Source organism: Micromonospora sp. IBHARD003, assembly GCF_056106285.1.
Map to the genome: position 1 here is coordinate 3,151,764 of NZ_JBWBBX010000001.1, position 18,664 is coordinate 3,170,427.

At 69.6% G+C, this 18,664-nt stretch carries 15 protein-coding genes and 1 tRNA gene; 3 read left to right on the top strand and 13 right to left on the bottom strand.

Annotated features, from left to right (window positions below; genetic code table 11):
* Positions 1-51: 51 nt before the first annotated feature.
* A complete protein-coding gene (locus tag ACTWOL_RS14015; protein WP_474301156.1) occupies positions 52-2,004 on the bottom strand; it encodes an SPFH domain-containing protein in 1,953 nt (650 codons plus the stop codon).
* 50 nt (positions 2,005-2,054) lie between these two features.
* On the bottom strand, positions 2,055-3,401 hold the full coding sequence (locus tag ACTWOL_RS14020) for a peptidoglycan-binding protein (RefSeq protein WP_474297017.1): 1,347 nt from the start codon (positions 3,399-3,401) through the stop codon (positions 2,055-2,057).
* A 272-nt stretch (positions 3,402-3,673) separates the two neighbouring features.
* On the opposite strand from ACTWOL_RS14020, the gene ACTWOL_RS14025 reads away from it, so the two are divergent.
* The 3 genes from ACTWOL_RS14025 to glxA all read left to right on the top strand — a co-directional run bounded on the left by ACTWOL_RS14025 (position 3,674) and on the right by glxA (position 8,045).
* Positions 3,674-3,747, top strand: a tRNA-Lys gene (locus ACTWOL_RS14025).
* Between the two features lie 414 nt (positions 3,748-4,161).
* Positions 4,162-6,096: a glycosyltransferase family 2 protein gene (locus tag ACTWOL_RS14030; protein ID WP_474297018.1), complete on the top strand. Its 1,935-nt coding sequence runs from the start codon at positions 4,162-4,164 to the stop codon at positions 6,094-6,096.
* Positions 6,093-8,045 (top strand): radical copper oxidase GlxA, encoded by a 1,953-nt coding sequence (gene glxA, locus ACTWOL_RS14035; RefSeq protein ID WP_474297019.1) that lies wholly within the window; start codon positions 6,093-6,095, stop codon positions 8,043-8,045. Before ACTWOL_RS14030 ends, glxA begins: the two co-directional genes overlap by 4 nt.
* A gap of 145 nt (positions 8,046-8,190) precedes the next feature.
* Here glxA and ACTWOL_RS14040 read toward each other — a convergent pair whose 3' ends face one another.
* The 11 genes from ACTWOL_RS14040 to ACTWOL_RS14090 form a co-directional block, all read right to left on the bottom strand.
* Positions 8,191-9,198, bottom strand: coding sequence for a glycoside hydrolase family 6 protein (locus ACTWOL_RS14040; protein WP_474297020.1), 1,008 nt, complete (start codon positions 9,196-9,198; stop codon positions 8,191-8,193).
* Positions 9,199-9,284: 86 nt separating this feature from the next.
* Positions 9,285-9,968 (bottom strand): class F sortase, encoded by a 684-nt coding sequence (locus ACTWOL_RS14045; protein WP_474297021.1) that lies wholly within the window; start codon positions 9,966-9,968, stop codon positions 9,285-9,287.
* A gap of 5 nt (positions 9,969-9,973) precedes the next feature.
* Positions 9,974-10,840: a hypothetical protein gene (locus ACTWOL_RS14050; protein ID WP_474297022.1), complete on the bottom strand. Its 867-nt coding sequence runs from the start codon at positions 10,838-10,840 to the stop codon at positions 9,974-9,976.
* A 366-nt stretch (positions 10,841-11,206) separates the two neighbouring features.
* Positions 11,207-11,986, bottom strand: a complete 780-nt coding sequence (locus ACTWOL_RS14055; RefSeq protein ID WP_474297023.1) for an HAD-IIA family hydrolase — start codon at positions 11,984-11,986, stop codon at positions 11,207-11,209.
* A gap of 139 nt (positions 11,987-12,125) precedes the next feature.
* A complete protein-coding gene (locus ACTWOL_RS14060) occupies positions 12,126-13,223 on the bottom strand; it encodes an alkaline phosphatase family protein (protein ID WP_474301157.1) in 1,098 nt (365 codons plus the stop codon).
* A gap of 21 nt (positions 13,224-13,244) precedes the next feature.
* A complete protein-coding gene (locus ACTWOL_RS14065) occupies positions 13,245-13,679 on the bottom strand; it encodes an alkaline phosphatase family protein (protein ID WP_474297024.1) in 435 nt (144 codons plus the stop codon).
* A 151-nt stretch (positions 13,680-13,830) separates the two neighbouring features.
* A complete protein-coding gene (locus ACTWOL_RS14070; protein ID WP_474297025.1) occupies positions 13,831-14,883 on the bottom strand; it encodes a 2-aminoethylphosphonate ABC transporter substrate-binding protein in 1,053 nt (350 codons plus the stop codon).
* A gap of 175 nt (positions 14,884-15,058) precedes the next feature.
* Complete coding sequence (locus ACTWOL_RS14075) at positions 15,059-15,856, bottom strand: ABC transporter permease (protein WP_474297026.1); 798 nt, start codon at positions 15,854-15,856, stop codon at positions 15,059-15,061.
* The gene (locus tag ACTWOL_RS14080; RefSeq protein WP_474297027.1) at positions 15,843-16,757 is read right to left on the bottom strand and encodes a 2-aminoethylphosphonate ABC transporter permease subunit; all 915 of its coding nucleotides are present in this window, start codon (positions 16,755-16,757) and stop codon (positions 15,843-15,845) included. The genes ACTWOL_RS14075 and ACTWOL_RS14080 overlap by 14 nt, the downstream gene beginning before the upstream one ends.
* Positions 16,750-17,922 carry an ABC transporter ATP-binding protein gene (locus ACTWOL_RS14085; RefSeq protein ID WP_474297028.1) on the bottom strand — a complete coding sequence of 391 codons (1,173 nt, stop codon included), beginning with the start codon at positions 17,920-17,922 and terminating at the stop codon, positions 16,750-16,752. Before ACTWOL_RS14085 ends, ACTWOL_RS14080 begins: the two co-directional genes overlap by 8 nt.
* Positions 17,919-18,659, bottom strand: a complete 741-nt coding sequence (locus tag ACTWOL_RS14090) for a phosphonatase-like hydrolase (RefSeq protein WP_474297029.1) — start codon at positions 18,657-18,659, stop codon at positions 17,919-17,921. The genes ACTWOL_RS14085 and ACTWOL_RS14090 overlap by 4 nt, the downstream gene beginning before the upstream one ends.
* Between the last annotated feature and the right edge of the window lie 5 nt (positions 18,660-18,664).

Consider the following 18,664-nt stretch of genomic DNA (forward strand, 5'->3'; position numbering starts at 1 on the left):
GTCGCCTGTTAAACATGTCCAGACCAATCGCGACCCCCGGTTCCGCGCCTCTCACGCCCCGTCGTTCCCGCCGGGGCGACCCGTGCAGAAGGCCATGGTCAGATCCCGCACCAGGGCCTTGCGCTCGTAGTCGTCGAGCTCCACCAGTCCGCGTACGGTGAGCCGTTGCACCGTCTTGTCGACCGCGTCCACCACCGAGTTGAGCAGGGTGTCCCGGTGCTCGGCCTCGATCGCGGCGATCTGGCGGCGGCGCACCGCGGCCGCGACCTCGGGGGCGTACTCCACGCGCGTCGGCTGCGCCGAGAAGACCTCGATGCCGACCGGGGCGCACTCCGCCATCAGCTCCCTGGTGAGCGCGTCGCCCACGTCTTCGGTGTTGCGCAGCGTGGGGGTGTCCTCGTCCTGACGGGCGGCTGCCCCGCCGACCGCCGGGGAGATGTCGGCGGGGAACCGGGAGAACACCCGCGCCGTCGCCGCCTCGACCTGCTCCCGCAGATACGCCTCGTGGTCCGCCACGGACAGCGCGGCACGCGCCGTGTCCTCGATCCGCCACACGACCAGCACGACGGCCTTCAGCGCGCTGCCGTCCGCGTCGACGACGGGCATCGGCTCACTGCGCCAGTGGCGCAGGCGTACGTCGACGCGCCGCCTGAGCAGGAGCGGGCTCACCCACATGAGTCCGCACCGGCGGACGCTGCCGCGGTACTCACCGAACAGGGTGAGGACCCAGGCGTGGCCCGCACGTCCGCGGCCGAGGCCGCCGAGCGTGAACACCGCGATCGCCACGCAGACTCCGAGCACGATCCACTCACCGAAGCCGATGCCCCGGTAGGGGTGCGCGCCCAGCCCGAACAGATGGGTGACCCGGTCGGGGAAGGCACCGGCCCGGTACAGCAGGTTCGCGGCCACGGCGAGCACACCGGACCCGATGAACAGCCCCATCCAGCCCGGCAGAACGGGCCCCGGCCGCTCGCGCAGCCGGGCGTCGACCGGCGGCACGGACCGGCGGCCCGGCTTGGCGGCGGTGGCCCGGTCCTGTTCTCCGGTACGGCCGGAAGGGACGACGGGCATGGCGACGGTGTCCGGACCGCCGTCGTCCTCGGTGTCGACGGGCCGGGTCTGCGCCTCCCCGTCCCGGAAGAGCAGATGCAGGGGCAGTTCGGCCGTCTCCGATCCGAGCCGGCCCGCTCGACGCTCTCCCCCCGCGGTCAGGTTGTCGGGCGCCTGCTGTGCGGCGGTCAGGGTGTCGAGTGCCTGCTGTGCGGCGGGCAGGGCTCCGGCAGCGCCGCCGTCGTCGGCGTGCTCGCTCCGGCCGCCGGGTGGGGCTTCCGAGGGGCCGGGCAGGGTCCCGACGCCCAGGGACGCGCCGGCGACCTCGCCCCCTGTTCCGCGCCCGGCCATGCCGAGGTCACCGTGCCCGCCGAGGGCCCCGGATTCCGGGCCGGCCAGGCCGAGGTCATCATGCCTGGCCATGCCGAGGTCACCGTGCCCGGCCCTGCCGAGGTCTCCGTGCCCGCCGAGGGCCCCGGTGTCCGGGCCGGCCAGGCCGCCGCCGGGTGCGGTGAACGGGTCGAACCGTTCGGCAACGGCCACTGCCGCCATGGCCTCACCGCAGGCCGGGCCCGCCAGGCCGTCGGCGGACGTGCCGGTCGAGGCGTGGGCGCAGCGGGAGACACCGTTCGCGGGTGGCAGGCCCTGGGAGCGTTCCGCGATCAGGTCCGCGGGCTGCGGTACATGGCCGCCTCCCGGGTGGCGTACGTCCAAGCCCCCTGCGAGCCGGTCGCCCGACACCGCGTCGGGCCGTCGCGGCGGCAGCGCTTCGATGGTTCCGGCGACGCCGTGGCCCGGGTCCGGGCCTGAGACGGACGCGGGCCGTGCCTGTGCCGCCAGGGTGTCGTGTGGGGTGGTGGCGTAGACATCGGCCCTGGTCGGGACCGAGAGCGCCGACAGACGCGGGAGTCGTGGCGGCAAGGGAGCCGCGGGGTCTTCGGGGTAGGGGGTCATGGTGGTCACCGGGGCCGCTCCTCGGGATTGGCGTGGTCTGCGGCGGCGGATCAGGAGAAGAGCCGTCGCCAGGTCTCGGGGCCGGGGTAGCCGTCCGCTGCGCCGTCGCGCCAGCCTTGTGCGCGCTGGAACGCCTCGACGTTGCGGCGGTCCGCCTCGGTCCATTGCTGGCCGGGCCCCGTCGATGTGTAGTGCTTGCCGAAGCCCCGCTGCGCCAGTCGGCGGCCGAGCTTCTCGACATGTGCGTTCGTCCGGCCGGGGGCGAAGTGCCCCAGGCCGGGGTAGCCGGGAACGATTGGCCGCGCCTTCGGGGCGGCCTGACCGGCGGCGCGCGGCACGGCCCGGCCGGACTTGCCGTCGTCGGCGGCACCACGCGGCGCGGCACGGGCAGCCTTACCGCGGTCGGCACCGCGCGGCGCGGCTTCGCCGCCACCGGCGTGCGGGATGTCCTTTCCGGTGCCGTTCACCAGGAGGCTCCAGGTTCCGGGACCCGGCAGGCCGTCCGCTTGTGCGCCGGTCCAGCCCTGGGCACGCTGGAACGCCCGTGTCGCCCGCCGGTCCGCCTCGCTCCAGGCCGACCCGGGATTCCGGCGGTAGAACGCCTTGGCGCCCCGCTCCCTGAGCAGACTGCCGAGCCGGGCCACGTGCTGGTTGTCCCTGCCCGGCCCGAAGAGCCCGATGCCCGGGTAGACCACAGGCGGGACCGACGGGACGGACGGAAGAGACGGGACGGACTGAGGCAGCGCCGAAGCGGGCGTGGCCACACCCGTGAGCCCTTTGTAGCGGTATGCCACATAAAGACTGGAGTTGCTCCAGTACGCCATCGGGGTGGGCTGCTTGCGGGTGTGCGGCTTCGCCTGCTCGTAGGCGAGGTAGTGGGTGTGCGTGTAGTCGGTCCATCCGCCGAAGATCGTGACGTGCGAACCCTTGGCGGGGTCGGCAGGGTTGTGGAACAGCAGGATGTCGCCCGGTTGCAGGTCCTTGCGGTCCAGCCGGACCCCGAACTTCGCGAGACTCCCGGTCCACTCGTTGCCCGTGAGGTTCCAGGCCATCGAGACAAAGCCCGAACAGTCCTGCCGGTAACCGTCCGACCAGAATCCGGTCATCGAGTACGGCACCTTGGCGTCCACCCAGAGCTTGGCCCGGTTGATGATGTCCGCGCGGGTCGTCGTGCGCAGGTCCGCCACCGGCACGGAGACCGCACCGGGTGCCGGGCCGCCGTGCAGCGGACCCTGGCCGCCCTGCGGGGTGTCCGCGCCGGGGTCCTGTACCTGCGCCGGCCCTGGGGACACCGGCCCCGCGGCCACCGCGAGCGCGCCTGTTCCCCCGCCGCCACCGCCCAGCACCACACCCGCCGCGGCGGCCAGGACCAGCACATACCGGGCACCGTGCACCACCGGTCGGCTCCCCACGGCTACCCCGCATGTGCGTGCGCGGGCCCGCGCACGCCGCGCCTGCGTACATCCCGCACAGGCGCAGTCTGCAGCCGGCTCGAACTCCTCGAACGCCGGAACGGTCATTACGGTGCCCCTCCGCACTGTCTTAACTGTTCTGATAGATCGTATTTTGACGGATCAAAGGGAAAAAACGACCATCCGACAGGCCGAGAGCGACAAGGAAATGGTCCGGAGCACACCTGGATGTCGGGTAGAGTTCTCCAGGTCAGCAAGCGCCGCTAGCTCAGTTGGTTAGAGCAGCTGACTCTTAATCAGCGGGTCCGGGGTTCGAGTCCCTGGCGGCGCACGCAACACCGGAGCCCCCTCACCGACGTGAGGGGGCTCCGGTGGTTCCGTACATCCGGCCACCCTCGGCGCGCCTCCCCCAAATCGGCTCTATGACCGGGTACGGGGACCGCCTTGCGATCAAGGCCTGGGTCGTAGAACCTGTCCTGGAACCGATGGCTCCAATGGGGCCACCGGGTCGAGAAGTTGGGGCGGTTTACGGGGGATGCCCCGGTTGCGCCGACGGCGGGGAAGGGGACCCCGTTCGCGAAGCAGTGCCCGCGCCGGGCATCATGCAACCGGAAGGCCACGTTTCCATGTCTACGGGACAGTGGCCTGACCATTGACGCGTCCGGACGGTTGGTCGAGGGGGACCGCGACCCGGACCGAGAGAACGAACGATCACGCAGCCAGCAGGCGTGCGGGGGGATGAATCATGACGTCGACGCCGAACGGCGCCCGGCAGCAGGACAACGACCCTTCCCAGACCACGCAGCTTCGGGTTCCCCCGACGCTGCGAACGTCCGGGACCCGGCTGCGCCCCAGGAAGGCGCTGCCGCGGTACGACTACGAGCACTACAGCCGGCTCGCGGGCCCCCTCACACAGCCCGACCCGTCGAAGCCGTACCGGGTGCAGTACCGGTCCCTGATCTCACAGGAGCCGCACCGCATACGCGCCGCGATGCTCCTCGGCGCCGCCCCCCTCGTCTCGCTCGGCCTGTTCGCCTGGCTGATGCAGCCTCAGCACTGGACCGAGCGGGACCCGAACCTCAAGAACGACCTGCTGCTGTGGCTCGACGTCGTCATGCTGGTCTCGATCGGCCTGATCGAGCTCTTCCGCACGATGAACGTCCTGTCGAACGCGCACGCGACGCTCGTCGCGCGTGACCCCGTCCCCGTCGTGCCGGAGTCCGGCACCAGGGTCGCCTTCCTCACCTCCTTCGTGCCGGGCAAGGAGCCCCTGGAGATGGTGACGAAGACCCTCGAGGCGGCGGTGAAGATCCGCCACCGCGGGCTGATGCACGTCTGGCTGCTCGACGAGGGCAACGACCCCGAGGTCAAGAAGGTCTGCGAACGCCTCGGCGTGCACCACTTCTCCCGCAAGGGCATAGCCAAGTGGAACCAGCCCACCGGCGCCCACCGGGCCAAGACCAAGCACGGCAACTACAACGCCTGGCTCGAAGCCCACGGCGACAAGTACGACTACTTCGCGTCGGTCGACACCGACCACGTCCCACTGCCGAACTATCTGGAGCGGATGCTCGGATACTTCCGCGACCCGGACGTCGGCTTCGTCATCGGCCCCCAGGTCTACGGCAACTACGACACCTTCGTCACCAAGGCCGCCGAGTCCCAGCAGTTCCTCTTCCACGCGCTGATCCAGCGCGCGGGCAACCGCTACGGCGCCCCCATGTTCGTCGGCACCTCCAACGCCGTCCGGATCAGGGCGATCAAGCAGATCGGCGGTCTGTACGACTCGATCACCGAGGACATGGCGACGGGCTTCGAGATGCACCGCGCCCGCAACCCCGAGAGCGGCAACAAGTGGCGTTCGGTCTACACCCCGGACGTGCTCGCCGTCGGCGAGGGGCCGTCCGCCTGGACCGACTTCTTCACCCAGCAGCTGCGCTGGTCACGAGGCACCTACGAGACGATCCTCAAGCAGTACTGGAGGGGCTTCGGGACACTGCCGCCCGGCAAGCTCTTCAACTACACGATGATGATCATCTTCTACCCGATGTCCGCCCTCAACTGGATTCTGGCGGCGCTCAGCTGCGCCCTGTTCCTCGGTATGGGCGCCTCGGGTGTGCAGATCGACCCGCTGATCTGGATGATGCTGTACGGCAACGCCTCGGCGCTGCAGATCGGCCTCTACATCTGGAACCGCCGCCACAACGTCTCGCCGCACGAGCCCGAGGGCTCCGGCGGTCTCGCCGGCATGGTGATGTCCGCGCTGTCCGCGCCGATCTACGCCCGCTCCCTGATGGACGCCGTGCTGCGCCGCAAGAGCAAGTTCGTCGTGACCCCCAAGGGCGACTCGTCCAGCCCGGACACCCTCTTCGGCACCTTCCGGATCCATCTGTTCTTCATCCTGGTCTTCGGCGGTTCGCTGGCCTCTTCGTTCTACTTCGGCCATGACCACCCCGCGATGATCACCTGGGCCTCGCTGGCCCTGCTGATCACGGCGGCGCCCATCTTCGCCTGGCGGTACCAGATGCGCCAGGAGAAGAAGAACCGCAGGAGGCGGAAGAACCGGCGAGGCGACGGGGCGCCCGACACGGACCCGCAGATCGCCCACGAGCCGCAGGCGAAGCCCGGTTGGGCCCCCGATCAGACCATGCAGATCGCCCTTGGGGGACGTAAGAAATGAGCACCCTTCCCGTCCGGCCGAACCACCGCAAGAACCGGGCCCGGCGGATCCTGATAGGCGTGGGCGTCGTGGCCGTGGTCGCCGGGTTCAACGGCCCCGCCCTGTACCGCTACGGATCGGCGCAGTACCACGAGTACAAGATCAACAAGCCGGAGTACAAGGCCGCCAACGGCCACTGGGACTTCCTCGACGTTCCCTCCGAGTACCGGATCAACTCGATCCACGCCGCCCTGCTCCACACCGGCAAGGTGCTGCTGATCGCCGGTTCCGGCAACAACCAGAAGAACTTCGACGCGAAGAAGTTCGAGTCGGTGCTCTGGAATCCGGCGGACAACTCCTTCAAGAAGATCCCCACGCCCAAGGACATGTTCTGCGCCGGGCACACCCAGCTGCCCGATGGGAAGCTGCTGGTCGCGGGCGGCACCAAGCGGTACGAGAAGCTCCAGGGCGATGTCTCCAAGGCCGGCGGCCTGATGATCGTCCACAACGAGGACCCCGACAAGCCGATCACCCTGCCCGCCGGAACCAAGTTCACCGGCAAGGCCAACGGCAAGACCTTCGTCTCCAAGGACCCGGTGCTGGTCCAGCGCGCGAAGAAGGTCTTCGACAAGGCGACCGGCAAGTTCCTGCGCACCGAGGCGGGGCTCGGCCGGATCTACGTCGAGGCCGAGGAGTCCGGGAAGTCGCACGAGACCGGCACCGAGGACAACTACCGGGTGCACGGGCTCACCGGCTCCGACAGCCGTAACGTCTACGGCATCGCACAGAAGCTGGCCCTCGACAAGAAGGACTTCCAGGGCATCAAGGAGGCCTACGAGTTCGACCCGGTCGCCGAGAAGTACATCACGGTCGACCCGATGAACGAGGCTCGCTGGTACCCGACGCTGACCACGCTCAAGGACGGCAAGGTGCTGTCCCTGTCCGGCCTCGACGAGATCGGGCAGATCGTGCCCGGCAAGGACGAGATCTACAACCCGAAGACCAAGAAGTGGAAGTACACCGGCTTCGAACGGCGCTTCCCGACCTACCCGGCGATCTTCCTGATGGACAACGGGAAGCTCTTCTACTCCGGTTCGAACGCCGGCTACGGACCGGCCGACATCGGCCGTGACCCGGGCATCTGGGACCTGGACACCAACAAGTTCCAGAAGATCCCGGGCATGAGCGACCCCGACAAGCTCGAGACCTCCGCCACGGTGATGCTGCCGCCCGCCCAGGACCAGAAGTTCATGGTCATCGGCGGTGGCGGCGTCGGCGAGTCCGAGAAGTCGAGCAAGAACTCCCGGCTGGTCGACCTCAAGGACCCGAAGCCCAGCTTCAAGGACGGCGCCACCCTGGACAAGGGCACGCGCTACCCGAGCGCCTCGCTGCTCCCGGACGACAGCGTGCTCGTCACCGGCGGCTCCGAGGACTACCGCGGACGCGGCGGCTCCAACATCCTCGAGGCACGGACGTACGACCCGAAGAGCGGCGACTACCAGCGCGTGGCCGACCCGCGGGTGGGACGCAACTACCACTCCGGCTCGGTGCTGCTGCCCGACGGCCGGTTGATGATCTTCGGCTCCGACTCGCTGTTCGCCGACGACGCCAACACCAAGCCGGGCGTCTTCGAGCAGCGGATCGAGATCTACACCCCGCCGTATCTCTACCGGGACTCCCGCCCGGCGATCAGCGGCGGCCCCAAGAGCATCAAGCGCGGCGCGTCCGGCACCTTCAAGAGCCCGCAGGCGTCGAAGCTCACGACCGCGAAGCTGATGCGCCCGAGCGCGGTCACCCACGTCACCGACGTCGACCAGCGTTCCATCGCGCTGAAGATGACGAAGACGGCGGACGGATTCGAGGTCACCGTGCCGAAGAACCGATCCCTCGTACCGTCCGGCTGGTACATGCTCTTCGTGACGGACGCCAAGGGCACGCCGTCCGAAGCCGTCTGGGTCGAGGTTCCCTAAGAGGTCGTGGCCGGCCGGGTACCGGCATCAGTAAGGGGGTTGCTCCCGCAGTGTCTGCGGGAGCAACCCCCTTACTCGTCCTGCGGGCTCGTCCTGTGGCCGGGCAGGGGCCGGCGGGCGAAGTCCTCAGACCCCGCCCGCTCGCCTACTTGGTGTTGCGGGCCAGTTCGAGGGCGTAGCGTGGGTGCCAGTCTCCGGCTTTGGGTCCGCCTTTGCAGTCGCCGTCTGATTCTCCCGGTCGTTTGATCCAGAGGTAGGCGGTGACGAGGGGGTCGCCGGTTTTGGTGGTGGGTGGTTCGCCGAGTGCGCGGCCTGGGGGGTTGCACCAGTTTTCTTTGGGGTCGCCTTGGGTGTAGGGGCCGTTGCCGTTGCGGCTGGTGTCGATGACGAAGGGTTTGTTTCCGACTTTCGCGGAGAGTTTCCTGCCGAAGTCCTTGCTGGCCGCGGTGGTCTGGAAGTTGGAGACGTTGACGGCGAAGCCGTCGGCTTGGGCGATGCCTGCCCACTGGAGGGGTTCGAACAGGGAGTCCGGGTGTGACCAGCCGGCGTTGCCCGCGTCGAGGTACACCTGGGTGGCGGGTTGCTTCTTGAGGCGGGCGATGGCGCCCTTCAGCAGGTCGTAGCGCTCTTCGTGGTACTGGTCCGGGGTGCAGCCGTCCACGAGGTGCAGCAGTGCGTCGGGTTCCAGGATCACCGTGGCGCGCCGGTCGCCGATGCCTTTGGCGACCTTGTCGACCCATGTACGGTAGGCGTTCCCGTCGGCGGCGCCGCCCTTGGAGTACTGGCCGCAGTCGCGGTGCGGGATGTTGTAGAGCACCAGCAGGGCGTCACGGTCGGCCTTCTGCGCCGCTTCCGTAAGCCCCTTGGCCTCCGCCTCGGGCTTGTCGGGGCCGATCCACTCGCCCACCGGCTGCCCGGCGATCTTCTGGATCAGCGCGGCCTTCTTCTGGTCGCCGCCTTCGCGGTACGCGGCGACCTGCCGCGCCGCCTTGCCGTCGGGATTGACCCAGAACGGATCCGTGCCCTTGGGCTGCTGGGCAACCGGCGGCCGGTCGTCCCCACCGTCGTCGGAGGACGAACACCCCGACAGCAGCAGCGCGACTCCCACGACGGCCGCCCCCCAGCGGACCCGCCCGGCGAAACTGCCGTACATCCACTCCCCCTTGGTGCATGGTGCATAGTGGCCAGACCACACATCCGGCGCCCCGCTCCCGGACAAGACCGGCAGAACGCATCCTGTCAGATCCCGCGGGCGTCCGTCAGATAGGCCGACACCACCACGTTTGCCGTATAGGACTGTGTTGAACGGTCGAAAGTTCCCCCGCAGGTGATCAACCTCAGTTCCGCCCTGCCGGGCTGCCTTGCCCCGTACACCTTCCGGGCGTCGAACCGGTCCCGGCTGACGACCTGGACGTCGTCGATGGTGAACTCGGCGACCGAGCCGTCGGTCCGGGTGACCCTGATCTTCTGGCCGGGGCGGGCCGCGCTGAGCCCGTAGAAGACCGCCGGTTCGGTCGCGGTGTCGACATGGCCGACGAACAGCGCCGCACCCGCGGCCCCCGGTTCGGTGCCGGACCCGAACCAGCCCACCGTCTGCGCCATGGCGTACGGCGGCGGTTCGACCGCGCCCGACGCGTCCAGACCACGGGTCACGACCGGGGCCCTGACCCCGATCGAAGGGATCTCCACCTTGCTGGGTCCGGCCGGGCGCAGCGGATCGTGGGCGGGGGGCAGCGGTACGCCGAGGGGCCGGCCGACCGCGGCCACATCTCCGGTCCTGGGGGCAGAGCTGCCGCCGGGCCCGTCCGCCACGCCTCGCCCCCACAGCCACAGACCGAGGAGCAGCACCGCCCAGGCCACGCCCGTCAGCAACCGGCCGCTTCCCGCGGGGGGTGTGGGGGAAGCGTCACCGCCCGATGGCACGGCCGTCAGTCCTTGTCCGTGGCGTCCACGCGGCGGCGCCGTGCACTGCGGAAGGCGACGGCGATCGCCGCGACGGCGGCAAGGACCAGCCCGACCACGGTGTGCGGGGTACCCGGCCCCTGCCGGCCGGTGTGCCGGGAGCCGTCGGCGGCGAAGGACGTGGCGGTTCCGCCGCCGCCTGCGCGTACGGGCGCGTACGGGGTGTTCTCCGGATCCGGGTCCCCGCCCTCGTCCGCGTCCCCGTCGTCCCGGCCGTCGAGATCGATCTCCACGTCGTCCTGGTTCTTGTCGCGGCCCTGGTTCTTGTCGCGGCCCTGGCCCTTGTCCCGGTCACCGCCGTCGTCGCGCTTCTTGTCGCGGTCGGTGCCGCCGTCGTCGCGCTTCTTGTCCCGGTCGGTGCCCTCGTCGCGCTTCTTGTCGCGCTCTTGGTCGCGGCTCTTCTCCTGCTCCCAGGTCTTGTTCTGGTTCCAGCTCTGCTTCGGCTTGGGGCTCTGGTCCCCGTCCCCCTCCTCCCGGGCGGTGCGGGCCGTGCCGGCCGCGCCCTGTTCCCGGCTGCCGCAGAGGGTTCCGGTGACGAGCGTGCCGGAGCCTGCGCCTGCTGCGGCGCTCGTGTCTCCGAGCAGTGGGCCCTTCGGGCCACCGACCCCGGACAGCTCGGCGTCCAAGACGTACACCTCAGGTGCGGCGGCGGCCGCCCGGTCCTCGCAGTCACCGGTACGCGCCGGTGCGTCGGCCGCGGGCCGGACGGCGTGGCCGGGAGGGGCCGTCACCGGCCCGCCGTCCGCCGCGTACACGGTTCCGGCTGCGGGCGCCAGCAACAGGAGACCGCCGGCCGCCCCTACGACACGGAGAGCAATGGAAACAGAACGCATTGTGAACCTCCTGGTATCAGTAGATTCACGCGCTTCGCCCGTTTCCGCATCTCCAGGGAACCCGGATGGGTCAATCCCGGGGGCGGAAAGGAGGCCGTTCGGGGGCAGGCCCGCGCGGCCCGCCATGCGCACCGGAGGGGTGCATCGGCGGGTCCACAGCCGCCTAGGTCCTGTCCGGGCGATCTTTGAGGATTGGCCCGCGGCGTCAGATGCGGTGCATCGCAAGGCGAAGGATCGTCCTCGTACTGGGCGTACTCGGACGACTCCGACAACGCAGCGTGGGGGTACCTCCCAGCGGTAGCTGGGGGAGGGCCGCAGCTGTCGTCGCGGGCCCGAGAAGATCGCCCGGACAGGACCTAGCTCGGGTCAGATCCTGTCGATGAGGTCCGCGATCGAGTCGACGACCTTGGACGGCCGGAACGGGTAGCGGTCGATGTCCGCCGCGGTCATCACACCCGTCAGCACCAGGAACGTCTGCATGCCCGCCTCCAGGCCGGCCAGCACATCGGTGTCCATCCGGTCACCGATCATGGCGCTGGTCTCGGAATGCGCACCGATGGCGTTGAGCCCGGTCCGCATCATCAGGGGATTCGGCTTGCCCGCGAAGTACGGCTCCTTGCCGGTGGCCTTGGTGATCAGCGCGGCGACCGAACCGGTCGCGGGCAGCGGCCCCTCGAGACTCGGACCGGTCGCGTCCGGATTGGTCCCGATGAAGCGCGCTCCTTCGTTGATCAGCCTGATCGCCTTCGTCAGCGCCGTGAAGCTGTAGGTGCGGGTCTCACCGAGGACCACGTAGTCCGGGTCCTGGTCGGTGAGGATGTACCCGATGTCGTGCAGGGCCGTGGTCATCCCTGCCTCGCCTATGACATAGGCGCTGCCACCCGGACGCTGGTCGTCCAGGAACTGCGCGGTGGCCAGTGCCGACGTCCAGATGTTCTCGGCGGGCACGTGCAGACCCATCCGTGACAGCCGGGCGTGCAGGTCACGCGGGGTGTAGATGGAGTTGTTCGTGAGCACCAGGAAGGGCCTGCCGGTCTCCTGGAGCTTCTTGAGGAAGGCGTCTGCCCCGGGAATGGGCACGCCCTCGTGGATGAGGACACCGTCCATGTCGGTGAGCCAGGATTCGATCGGCTTGCGCTCTGCCATGAAGCGGACTCCTGCCGTACGCGCGCAGTGCGAGGTGCGGGGTGCTGTCGGGGGCGCCGTCACGACGATGTACCGGCGCCCCCAGCCTAGGCGGTGTCCTCCGGATCGGTCCCCGCTCCGGAAGCAATGCTTTCCGCGGTCAGGAAGCCGTGACCTTCACCCCGTCGATCACCCAGTACCAGTTGTTGTGGCCGGTGTAGCGGAAGCGGAAGCTCACGCTGGAGGCACCGGCCGGGACCGGGACGGACAGCGACTGCGGTTGTGACACCACGTCCGAGGTGTAGCTCTTGACGACCGCGGGGGTGCCGCCGTTGAACGAGGCCAGGATCCGGGCGCTCTGGCTGCCCTCCTGGCGGTAGAGCGTGGTGAAGTCGAGCCGCACCGTGGTCTTGCCGCTCACGTCGTACGCCGGGCTGACCAGTGTGGAGTCGTACACGCCCGAGTTCGCCTTGTCGTCCCACTCGTCGGAGTCGGCGACCGCGAAGACGCCGCGCGCACGGACGTTGAGCTCCCGCCACTGGTCACGCTGTGTACGGGACCAGAACTCGTTGGTGGCGAAGGACCAGCCGTGCCATTCGGCCACCCCGCCCGTGCCCATGGCGTTGTCGATGACCGACCAGCCGCTGGGCGCGGTGCGGGTGAAACCGAGGACGCCGGCCGGGATGCCGGTCTCGTCCACCCGTGTGCCCAGCGAGGACTGCAGCGTGTCGAACGGGTCGGCGGAGCGGTCCTGGACGGGCCTGCCGTCCAGCCCCCAGGCCGGGTCGGGGGTGACGCCGAGCTGCTTGAAGACGGTCGCGGCGACATCGACGAGCCGGGTGTCGATGGGGCGGGCGCCCGCGGCGATACCGGGGCCCTGGGCGAGGACGAAGGTCCGCCGCTCCTCGATGGAGCTGCCGCCGTGGCCGCCGGCGTCCATGTGGCCGTGGTCGGTGGCGACGATGACGGTCCAGCGCTCGGTGGCGTAGGACGGGCGGGCCTTGATCGCGGCGAGGAGCCGGCCCACGTAGGAGTCCTGGACGGAGATGGCCTCGAGGTACTTCTGGCCGGTGCCCTGGCCGTGCGCGACCTCGTCGGTCTCGCCGAAGTAGACGAAGAGGACGTCCGGGTTCTGGTTCCGCAGAATCGATTCGGTCTCGGTGGCGATGGTGGCGTCGTGGACCGCGTAGCCGCCCGCGTCACCGTCCAGGACCAGCTTGGCGTCGGCGCCGGGGGTGACCGTGCCCTGGGTGTCCAGCGGCTTCCAGTCGACGGCGGCCTAGGTGGACAGCTCCGGCCGCACCTGGGCGAGACGGGCGAGGAAGCCGGGGTACCTGCCGTAGTTCTTGCCGATGAAGGTGTTGTCCCGCACGCCGTGCTTGTCGGGCCAGACACCGGTGGAGATGGTCGACCAGCCGGGCCCGGAGGAGGTCGCGGCCATCGGGCTGGAGTAGAGCAGGGACATACCGTATGTGCCGTTCGCCATCATCGACTTGAGGTGCGGCGCGTCGGCCGCGTCGATCCGGTCGTGGCGCAGGCCGTCCATACCGATCACCAGCACCTTGTCCTTGCTGGTGCCGTTCGGAAGGGTCGGGGCCGCGGCATGGGCGGTGGGGGCGGCCGCGAGGGATACGGCGGTCGCGGTGGCGGCGACCGCTGCGGTGGCGGCGCCTGCGGCGAGCACGGTACGGCGGGGAATGCCGGAAGTCGGCATCGGGGGTCCTCCGTCGGGGAGTGGTGGCCTGTCGATGGGGTCGCGCCCAGCCCAACGCCCCTGTCGAAGCAGGGGCGTTGGTCCGTACCCGTTATGATTCCGCGACAATTCGTCGGCCACCAGGGCCCGGGAGTGAACTCTTGGCTTCGAGTCAGCTGCCGGTGGCGGTCTTCCACGAACCGATGTACTTCTGCAGGTTCATGTCGATGTCCTTCCAGTTCGGCTCGAAGACCTGGACGCCGTCGAGGATCTTCGCCAGCTCGATGGCGTTGGCGTCGGTGGCCTTGACGTCGCTGCGTGAGGAGAAACCGCCGCCGATCTCGCTGACCTGCTTCTGCGCCTTCTCGCTCAGCAGGTAGTCGAGCAGCTTCTTGCCGTTCTCGGCGTGCGGGGCCTTGTTCACCAGACCGGCGGCGTACGGGAGCGCGAACGTGGTCGGCTTGCCGCCGTCCTTCGCCGGGAACCAGATGCCGAGGTTCGGCATCGACCGCGACTGGGCGAAGTTCATCTGGACATCGCCGTTGGCGACGAGGATCTCGCCCTTGTCGACCTTGGGAGCGAGCTTGGAGGTGGAGGAGGACGGGCCGACGTTGTTTGCCTGGAGCTGCTTCAGATAGGCCATCGCCTTCTCTTCGCCGCCGAAGTCGTGCATGGCCTTGATCACGACGGCGGTGCCGTCGCCCGCGACACCGGGGGTCGAGTACTGGAGCTTGTCCTTGAACTTGTCGTCGAGCAGCTCCTCCCAGGTCTTCGGGGCCTCGGTCAGCTCCTTCTTGTTGTAGACGAAGCCGAAGAAGTTGTTGACGACCGAAGTCCACTTGCCGTCACCGGACTTGTCGGCGCCGTTCACCTTGTCGGAGCCGGCCGGCTCGTACGTCTGGAGCAGGTCCTTGGAGTCGGCCTGCTGGATGAACGGCGGGAGGGTGACGAGCACATCGGCCTGCGTGTTGTTCTTCTCGCGGGCCGCACGCTGCACCATCTCGCCGGAGCCGCCCTCGACGTACTCGACCTTGATCCCGGTCTCCTTCTCGAAGTCCTTGAAGGCCCGGTCGTACCAGCCGTCACCGTTCTCCCCCTTGAGGCCGTCCGCGCTGTAGACGGTGACGACCTTCTCGTCCGAGGAGTCGCCTCCGCAGGCCGTGAGGGTGGAGACGAGGGTGAGGCTGCCGGTGACGGCGGCGATCGTGCTGATGCTGCGACGCATGACGACGGAAACTCCTTGCGGAATGAGGGCGGATACCCGGGGGTGGAGCGGACGGACCGCGGCGAGTCGGACGACCGGTGGAGCGGAGGGCCGGTCGATCCGCTGGTGCGGGGGGGGTGCAGGTGGTACGGGAAAGCGCAGGGTGCGTGATCAGCCGGTCGGGTGCAGACGGCGATCAGCGATAGGAGGCCTTGGTGCGGATACGGGATACGGCGAGCAGGACGAGCAGTGTCGTGGCCATGAGGACCACGGCGACGGCGGAACCGGTGAACAGCGAGCCGCGGTCGGTCGCCGTGAAGATCAGCACCGGCAGCGGCACCCAGTCCGGCGGGTAGAGCATCATCGTGGCGCTCAACTCGCCCATGGACAGGGCGAAGCAGAGTCCGGCGGCCGCGTTCAGCGACGGCAGCAGCAGAGGCAGCTTCACCCTCCACAGGACGTACGAGGGACGGGCGCCGAGGCTGGCCGCCGCCTGCTCGTACATCGGGTCGAGACGTACGATCGCGGCCGAAACCGACTGGTAGGCAAACGCCGTGACAAGAACGGTGTGCGCCAGGATCACGATCCAGCGGGTGCCGTTGAGGAGCATCGGCGGCTGTGAGAACGCGACCAGCACGGCCAGCCCGACCACCACGGACGGTACGGCCACCGGCAGCATGAACAGCGCGTCGAGGAAGCGGCGTCCGCGCTTCCTCAGCGCGGCGGCGGCCAGGGCCGCCCAGGTGCCGGTGGTGAGCGCCAGCAGGCTCGCGGCGACCGCGGTGACCAGGCTGGTGGTGAGCGCCTGGAGGGATTCGCCGCGCACGGCGGAGGCGTAGTGCTCGGTGGTCGGGCCCGAAGGGAACGCCCCGGACCAGTTCGTCGACAGCGACGCCGCGGCGATCACCAGCAGCGGCAGGGCGAAGAGCGGCAGAAAAAGGGCGAAGAACAGGGCCCAGGTGGCCCATTTGCCCGTACGGCTATGCACCAGCACGCTTGCTCACCACCCGGTAGAGGCCGTAGAGGCCCACGGAGATCACGACGTTGACGACGGCGACCACGCACGCGGCCGCGTAGTCGGATTCGAGGATCGCCTTGCCGTAGACGAGCATCGGGAGCGTGGTGACGCCCTTGGCACCGGTGAAGAGCACGATGCCGAACTCGTTGAGGCACATGACCAGTACGAGGCTTCCGCCGGCCGCCAGCGCGGGGAGCGCCTCGGGCAGGATCACCTGCCGGACGATCCTGGCCGGCCGTGCGCCGAGGGAGGACGCCACCTCCAGTTGGGCGGTGTCCAGCTGGGAGAACGCGGCCAGCAGCGGGCGCATCACGAAGGGCGTGAAGTACGTGATCTCGGCGAGCAGCACGCCCCAGGGCGTGGTGAGGAAGTGGAACGGGCCGTCCGGCGCGCCCGTGACGTCCGTCCACAGCCCGTTGGCCATGCCCACGGTGCCGTAGACGAACAGCAGGGCGAGGGTGATCAGGAAGGACGGGAAGGAGAGGAACACGTCGATGAACTTCGCCACCGCCTTCCCACCGGGGAACGGCACGAAGGCGATGATCAGCGCGAGCGTGAACCCGAGCACCAGACAACCGGCGGTCGATCCCACCGCCAGCCACACGGTGGTGGTCAGTGCGTCGCGGAACGCCTCGGAGGCGAAGACGCCGGCGTAGACCCCGGGGGTGAGGGATTCCCGGACGACCAGGGCCAGCGGGTAGAGGAACACCAGCCCGAGGACGGCGACGGGCGGCAGCGCCCACAGGAGTGCCGTGAGTCCCCGTCCCGCTCCGGCGGCGGTCTTCGCACCGGGCGGGGCGCCGAGGGCGAGGGGCACCGCGACCGCACCGGGTGCGGAGTCCCGCAGTGCCGTGAGGCGTTCACCCGGACTAGCCATCGGTGACCCCCGCACCGAGCAGCACCGCGTCCTCGGGCGCGAAGTGCAGCGTGACCGTGTCCCCGAGGACCGGGGACTCGCGCAGCTCCCGGAGGTCCGCCTTGAGACGGTGGCCGTCGACGTCCACGTACAGCCGGTGCGTGGATCCGCGCCACTGGACCTCGGCGATGCGGCCGCGCAGTGCATTGGGCCCTTCACCGAGGCCGACGAGGTGCGGCCGGACGCACAGGGTCGCGTTCGCACCCGGTGCCACGTCGCCGGTCGGCACCTTCAGTTCCGCGCCCGCGAACGACACCGTGTCCGAACCGACCGTCACCGGCAGCAGATTGGCGTTGCCGACGAACGACGCGGTGAACTCGGTGCGCGGCCGCCGGTACAGGTCCTGCGGAGTGCCGCAGTCCTGGAGCCTTGCCTGGTCCATGACCGCGATGCGGTCGGCCAGGGTGAGTGCCTCGACCTGGTCATGGGTGACGTACAGGATGGAGACGTCCGGCAACTCGCGGTGCAGCCTGGCCAGTTCCGCCAGCATTCCGGAGCGCAGCTGGGCGTCGAGCGCGGACAGCGGCTCGTCGAGCAGAAGTACCTGCGGCCGGATCGCCAGCGCGCGGGCGATCGCGACGCGCTGCTGCTGTCCGCCGGAGAGCTCGCGCGGATAGCGCTTGGCGTAGGCGGCCATGCCGGTCATCTCCAGCGCTTCGGCGACCCGTCCGGGTATCTCGCTCTTCGGCGCCTTCTGGGCCTTCAGTCCGAACGCCACGTTGTCCTGGACCCGGAGATGCGGGAAGAGGGCGTACTGCTGGACGACCATGCCGATGCCCCGCCGGTGCGGGGGGAGCGCGGTGACATCGCGGTCACCGATGAACACCCGCCCGGAGACGGGCCGTACGAACCCGGCTACCGCGCGCAGGGCGGTGGTCTTGCCGGAGCCGGAAGGCCCGAGCAGGGCCATGACCTCGCCCGGCTCGACGGTCAGATCGAGCGAGTCGAGGACGGTGGTGCCGCCGTAGGCGACGCTGACGCGGTCGAACCGGATGCCGCTGCGGGTGCCGGTTCTGCCGGTGCCGTGGGCGCTGTTGGTGCTCGTGGTGCTGGTACTTGCGGTGCTGGTACTTGTGGTGCTTTTGGTGCCGCTGGTGGTGTCCGTGGGGACACGAGTGCGGCTCATATGTCCTCCTCCCTGAGAAGGCCGGGCAGTTCGGTCACGGAACGGAGCACATGGGTGGCCCCGGCCCCGGAGAGCCCTGTGGCGTCATGGGCGCCGGTGAGCACACCAGCCACCACACGCGCCCCAGAACGCACACCGCACATCATGTCGTAGGAGGTGTCACCCGCGACCGCGATCTGCTGAACCCCGTCGGCGGCACCCGTCCGCAGGAAGGCGGCCAGCACCATGTCCGGGTACGGGCGGCCACGGCCGCCTGCGTCCGCCGGGCAGAGCGTGAGCGGGACCAGGCCCTGCCAGCCGAGCGCGTCGAGGATCGCGTCCTGGGTGACCCGGGCGAAGCCGGTGGTGAGGACGACGGTCCTGCCCTGCTCCCGGAGCTCTTCGATGGCGGCACGGGCACCGGGGATCTCGGCGATACGGCCCCCGTCGACCAGTTCGCCGTACGCCTCCTCGAAGGCCTTGTTCGCCGCCTGGGCCCTGGCCTCGTCGCCGAAGAGATGGCGGAAGACGGAGATCTTGGACTCGCCCATGGTGGCGCGGACGTAGTCGAGCTTCCCGGCGTGGTCGGGCGTGCCGGGCTCGACACCGAGGCGCTGCGCGGCGGCGGAGAACGCCTGCTCCACGAGACCACCGTCGGCGACGGTGGTGCCGGCCATGTCGAGGACGACGAGGCGGATCCCCCCGGTCCCGGCGGCTCCGGCAGCGCCGGCCGTCCCGGCGGTGTTGTGCGTGGTCATGTGGT

Bases quoted from the DNA above. Each gene is read 5' to 3' on its own strand.
- ACTWOL_RS14080 (WP_474297027.1), bottom strand. From the start codon at position 16,757: ATGGCTAGTCCGGGTGAACGCCTCACGGCACTGCGGGACTCCGCACCC.
- ACTWOL_RS14070 (WP_474297025.1), bottom strand. From the start codon at position 14,883: ATGCGTCGCAGCATCAGCACGATCGCCGCCGTCACCGGCAGCCTCACC.
- ACTWOL_RS14030 (WP_474297018.1), top strand. From the start codon at position 4,162: ATGACGTCGACGCCGAACGGCGCCCGGCAGCAGGACAACGACCCTTCC.
- ACTWOL_RS14015 (WP_474301156.1), bottom strand. From the start codon at position 2,004: ATGACCCCCTACCCCGAAGACCCCGCGGCTCCCTTGCCGCCACGACTC.
- ACTWOL_RS14040 (WP_474297020.1), bottom strand. From the start codon at position 9,198: ATGTACGGCAGTTTCGCCGGGCGGGTCCGCTGGGGGGCGGCCGTCGTG.
- ACTWOL_RS14090 (WP_474297029.1), bottom strand. From the start codon at position 18,659: ATGACCACGCACAACACCGCCGGGACGGCCGGCGCTGCCGGAGCCGCC.
- ACTWOL_RS14085 (WP_474297028.1), bottom strand. From the start codon at position 17,922: ATGAGCCGCACTCGTGTCCCCACGGACACCACCAGCGGCACCAAAAGC.
- ACTWOL_RS14055 (WP_474297023.1), bottom strand. From the start codon at position 11,986: ATGGCAGAGCGCAAGCCGATCGAATCCTGGCTCACCGACATGGACGGT.
- ACTWOL_RS14065 (WP_474297024.1), bottom strand. From the start codon at position 13,679: ATGCCGACTTCCGGCATTCCCCGCCGTACCGTGCTCGCCGCAGGCGCC.
- ACTWOL_RS14050 (WP_474297022.1), bottom strand. From the start codon at position 10,840: ATGCGTTCTGTTTCCATTGCTCTCCGTGTCGTAGGGGCGGCCGGCGGT.
- glxA (WP_474297019.1), top strand. From the start codon at position 6,093: ATGAGCACCCTTCCCGTCCGGCCGAACCACCGCAAGAACCGGGCCCGG.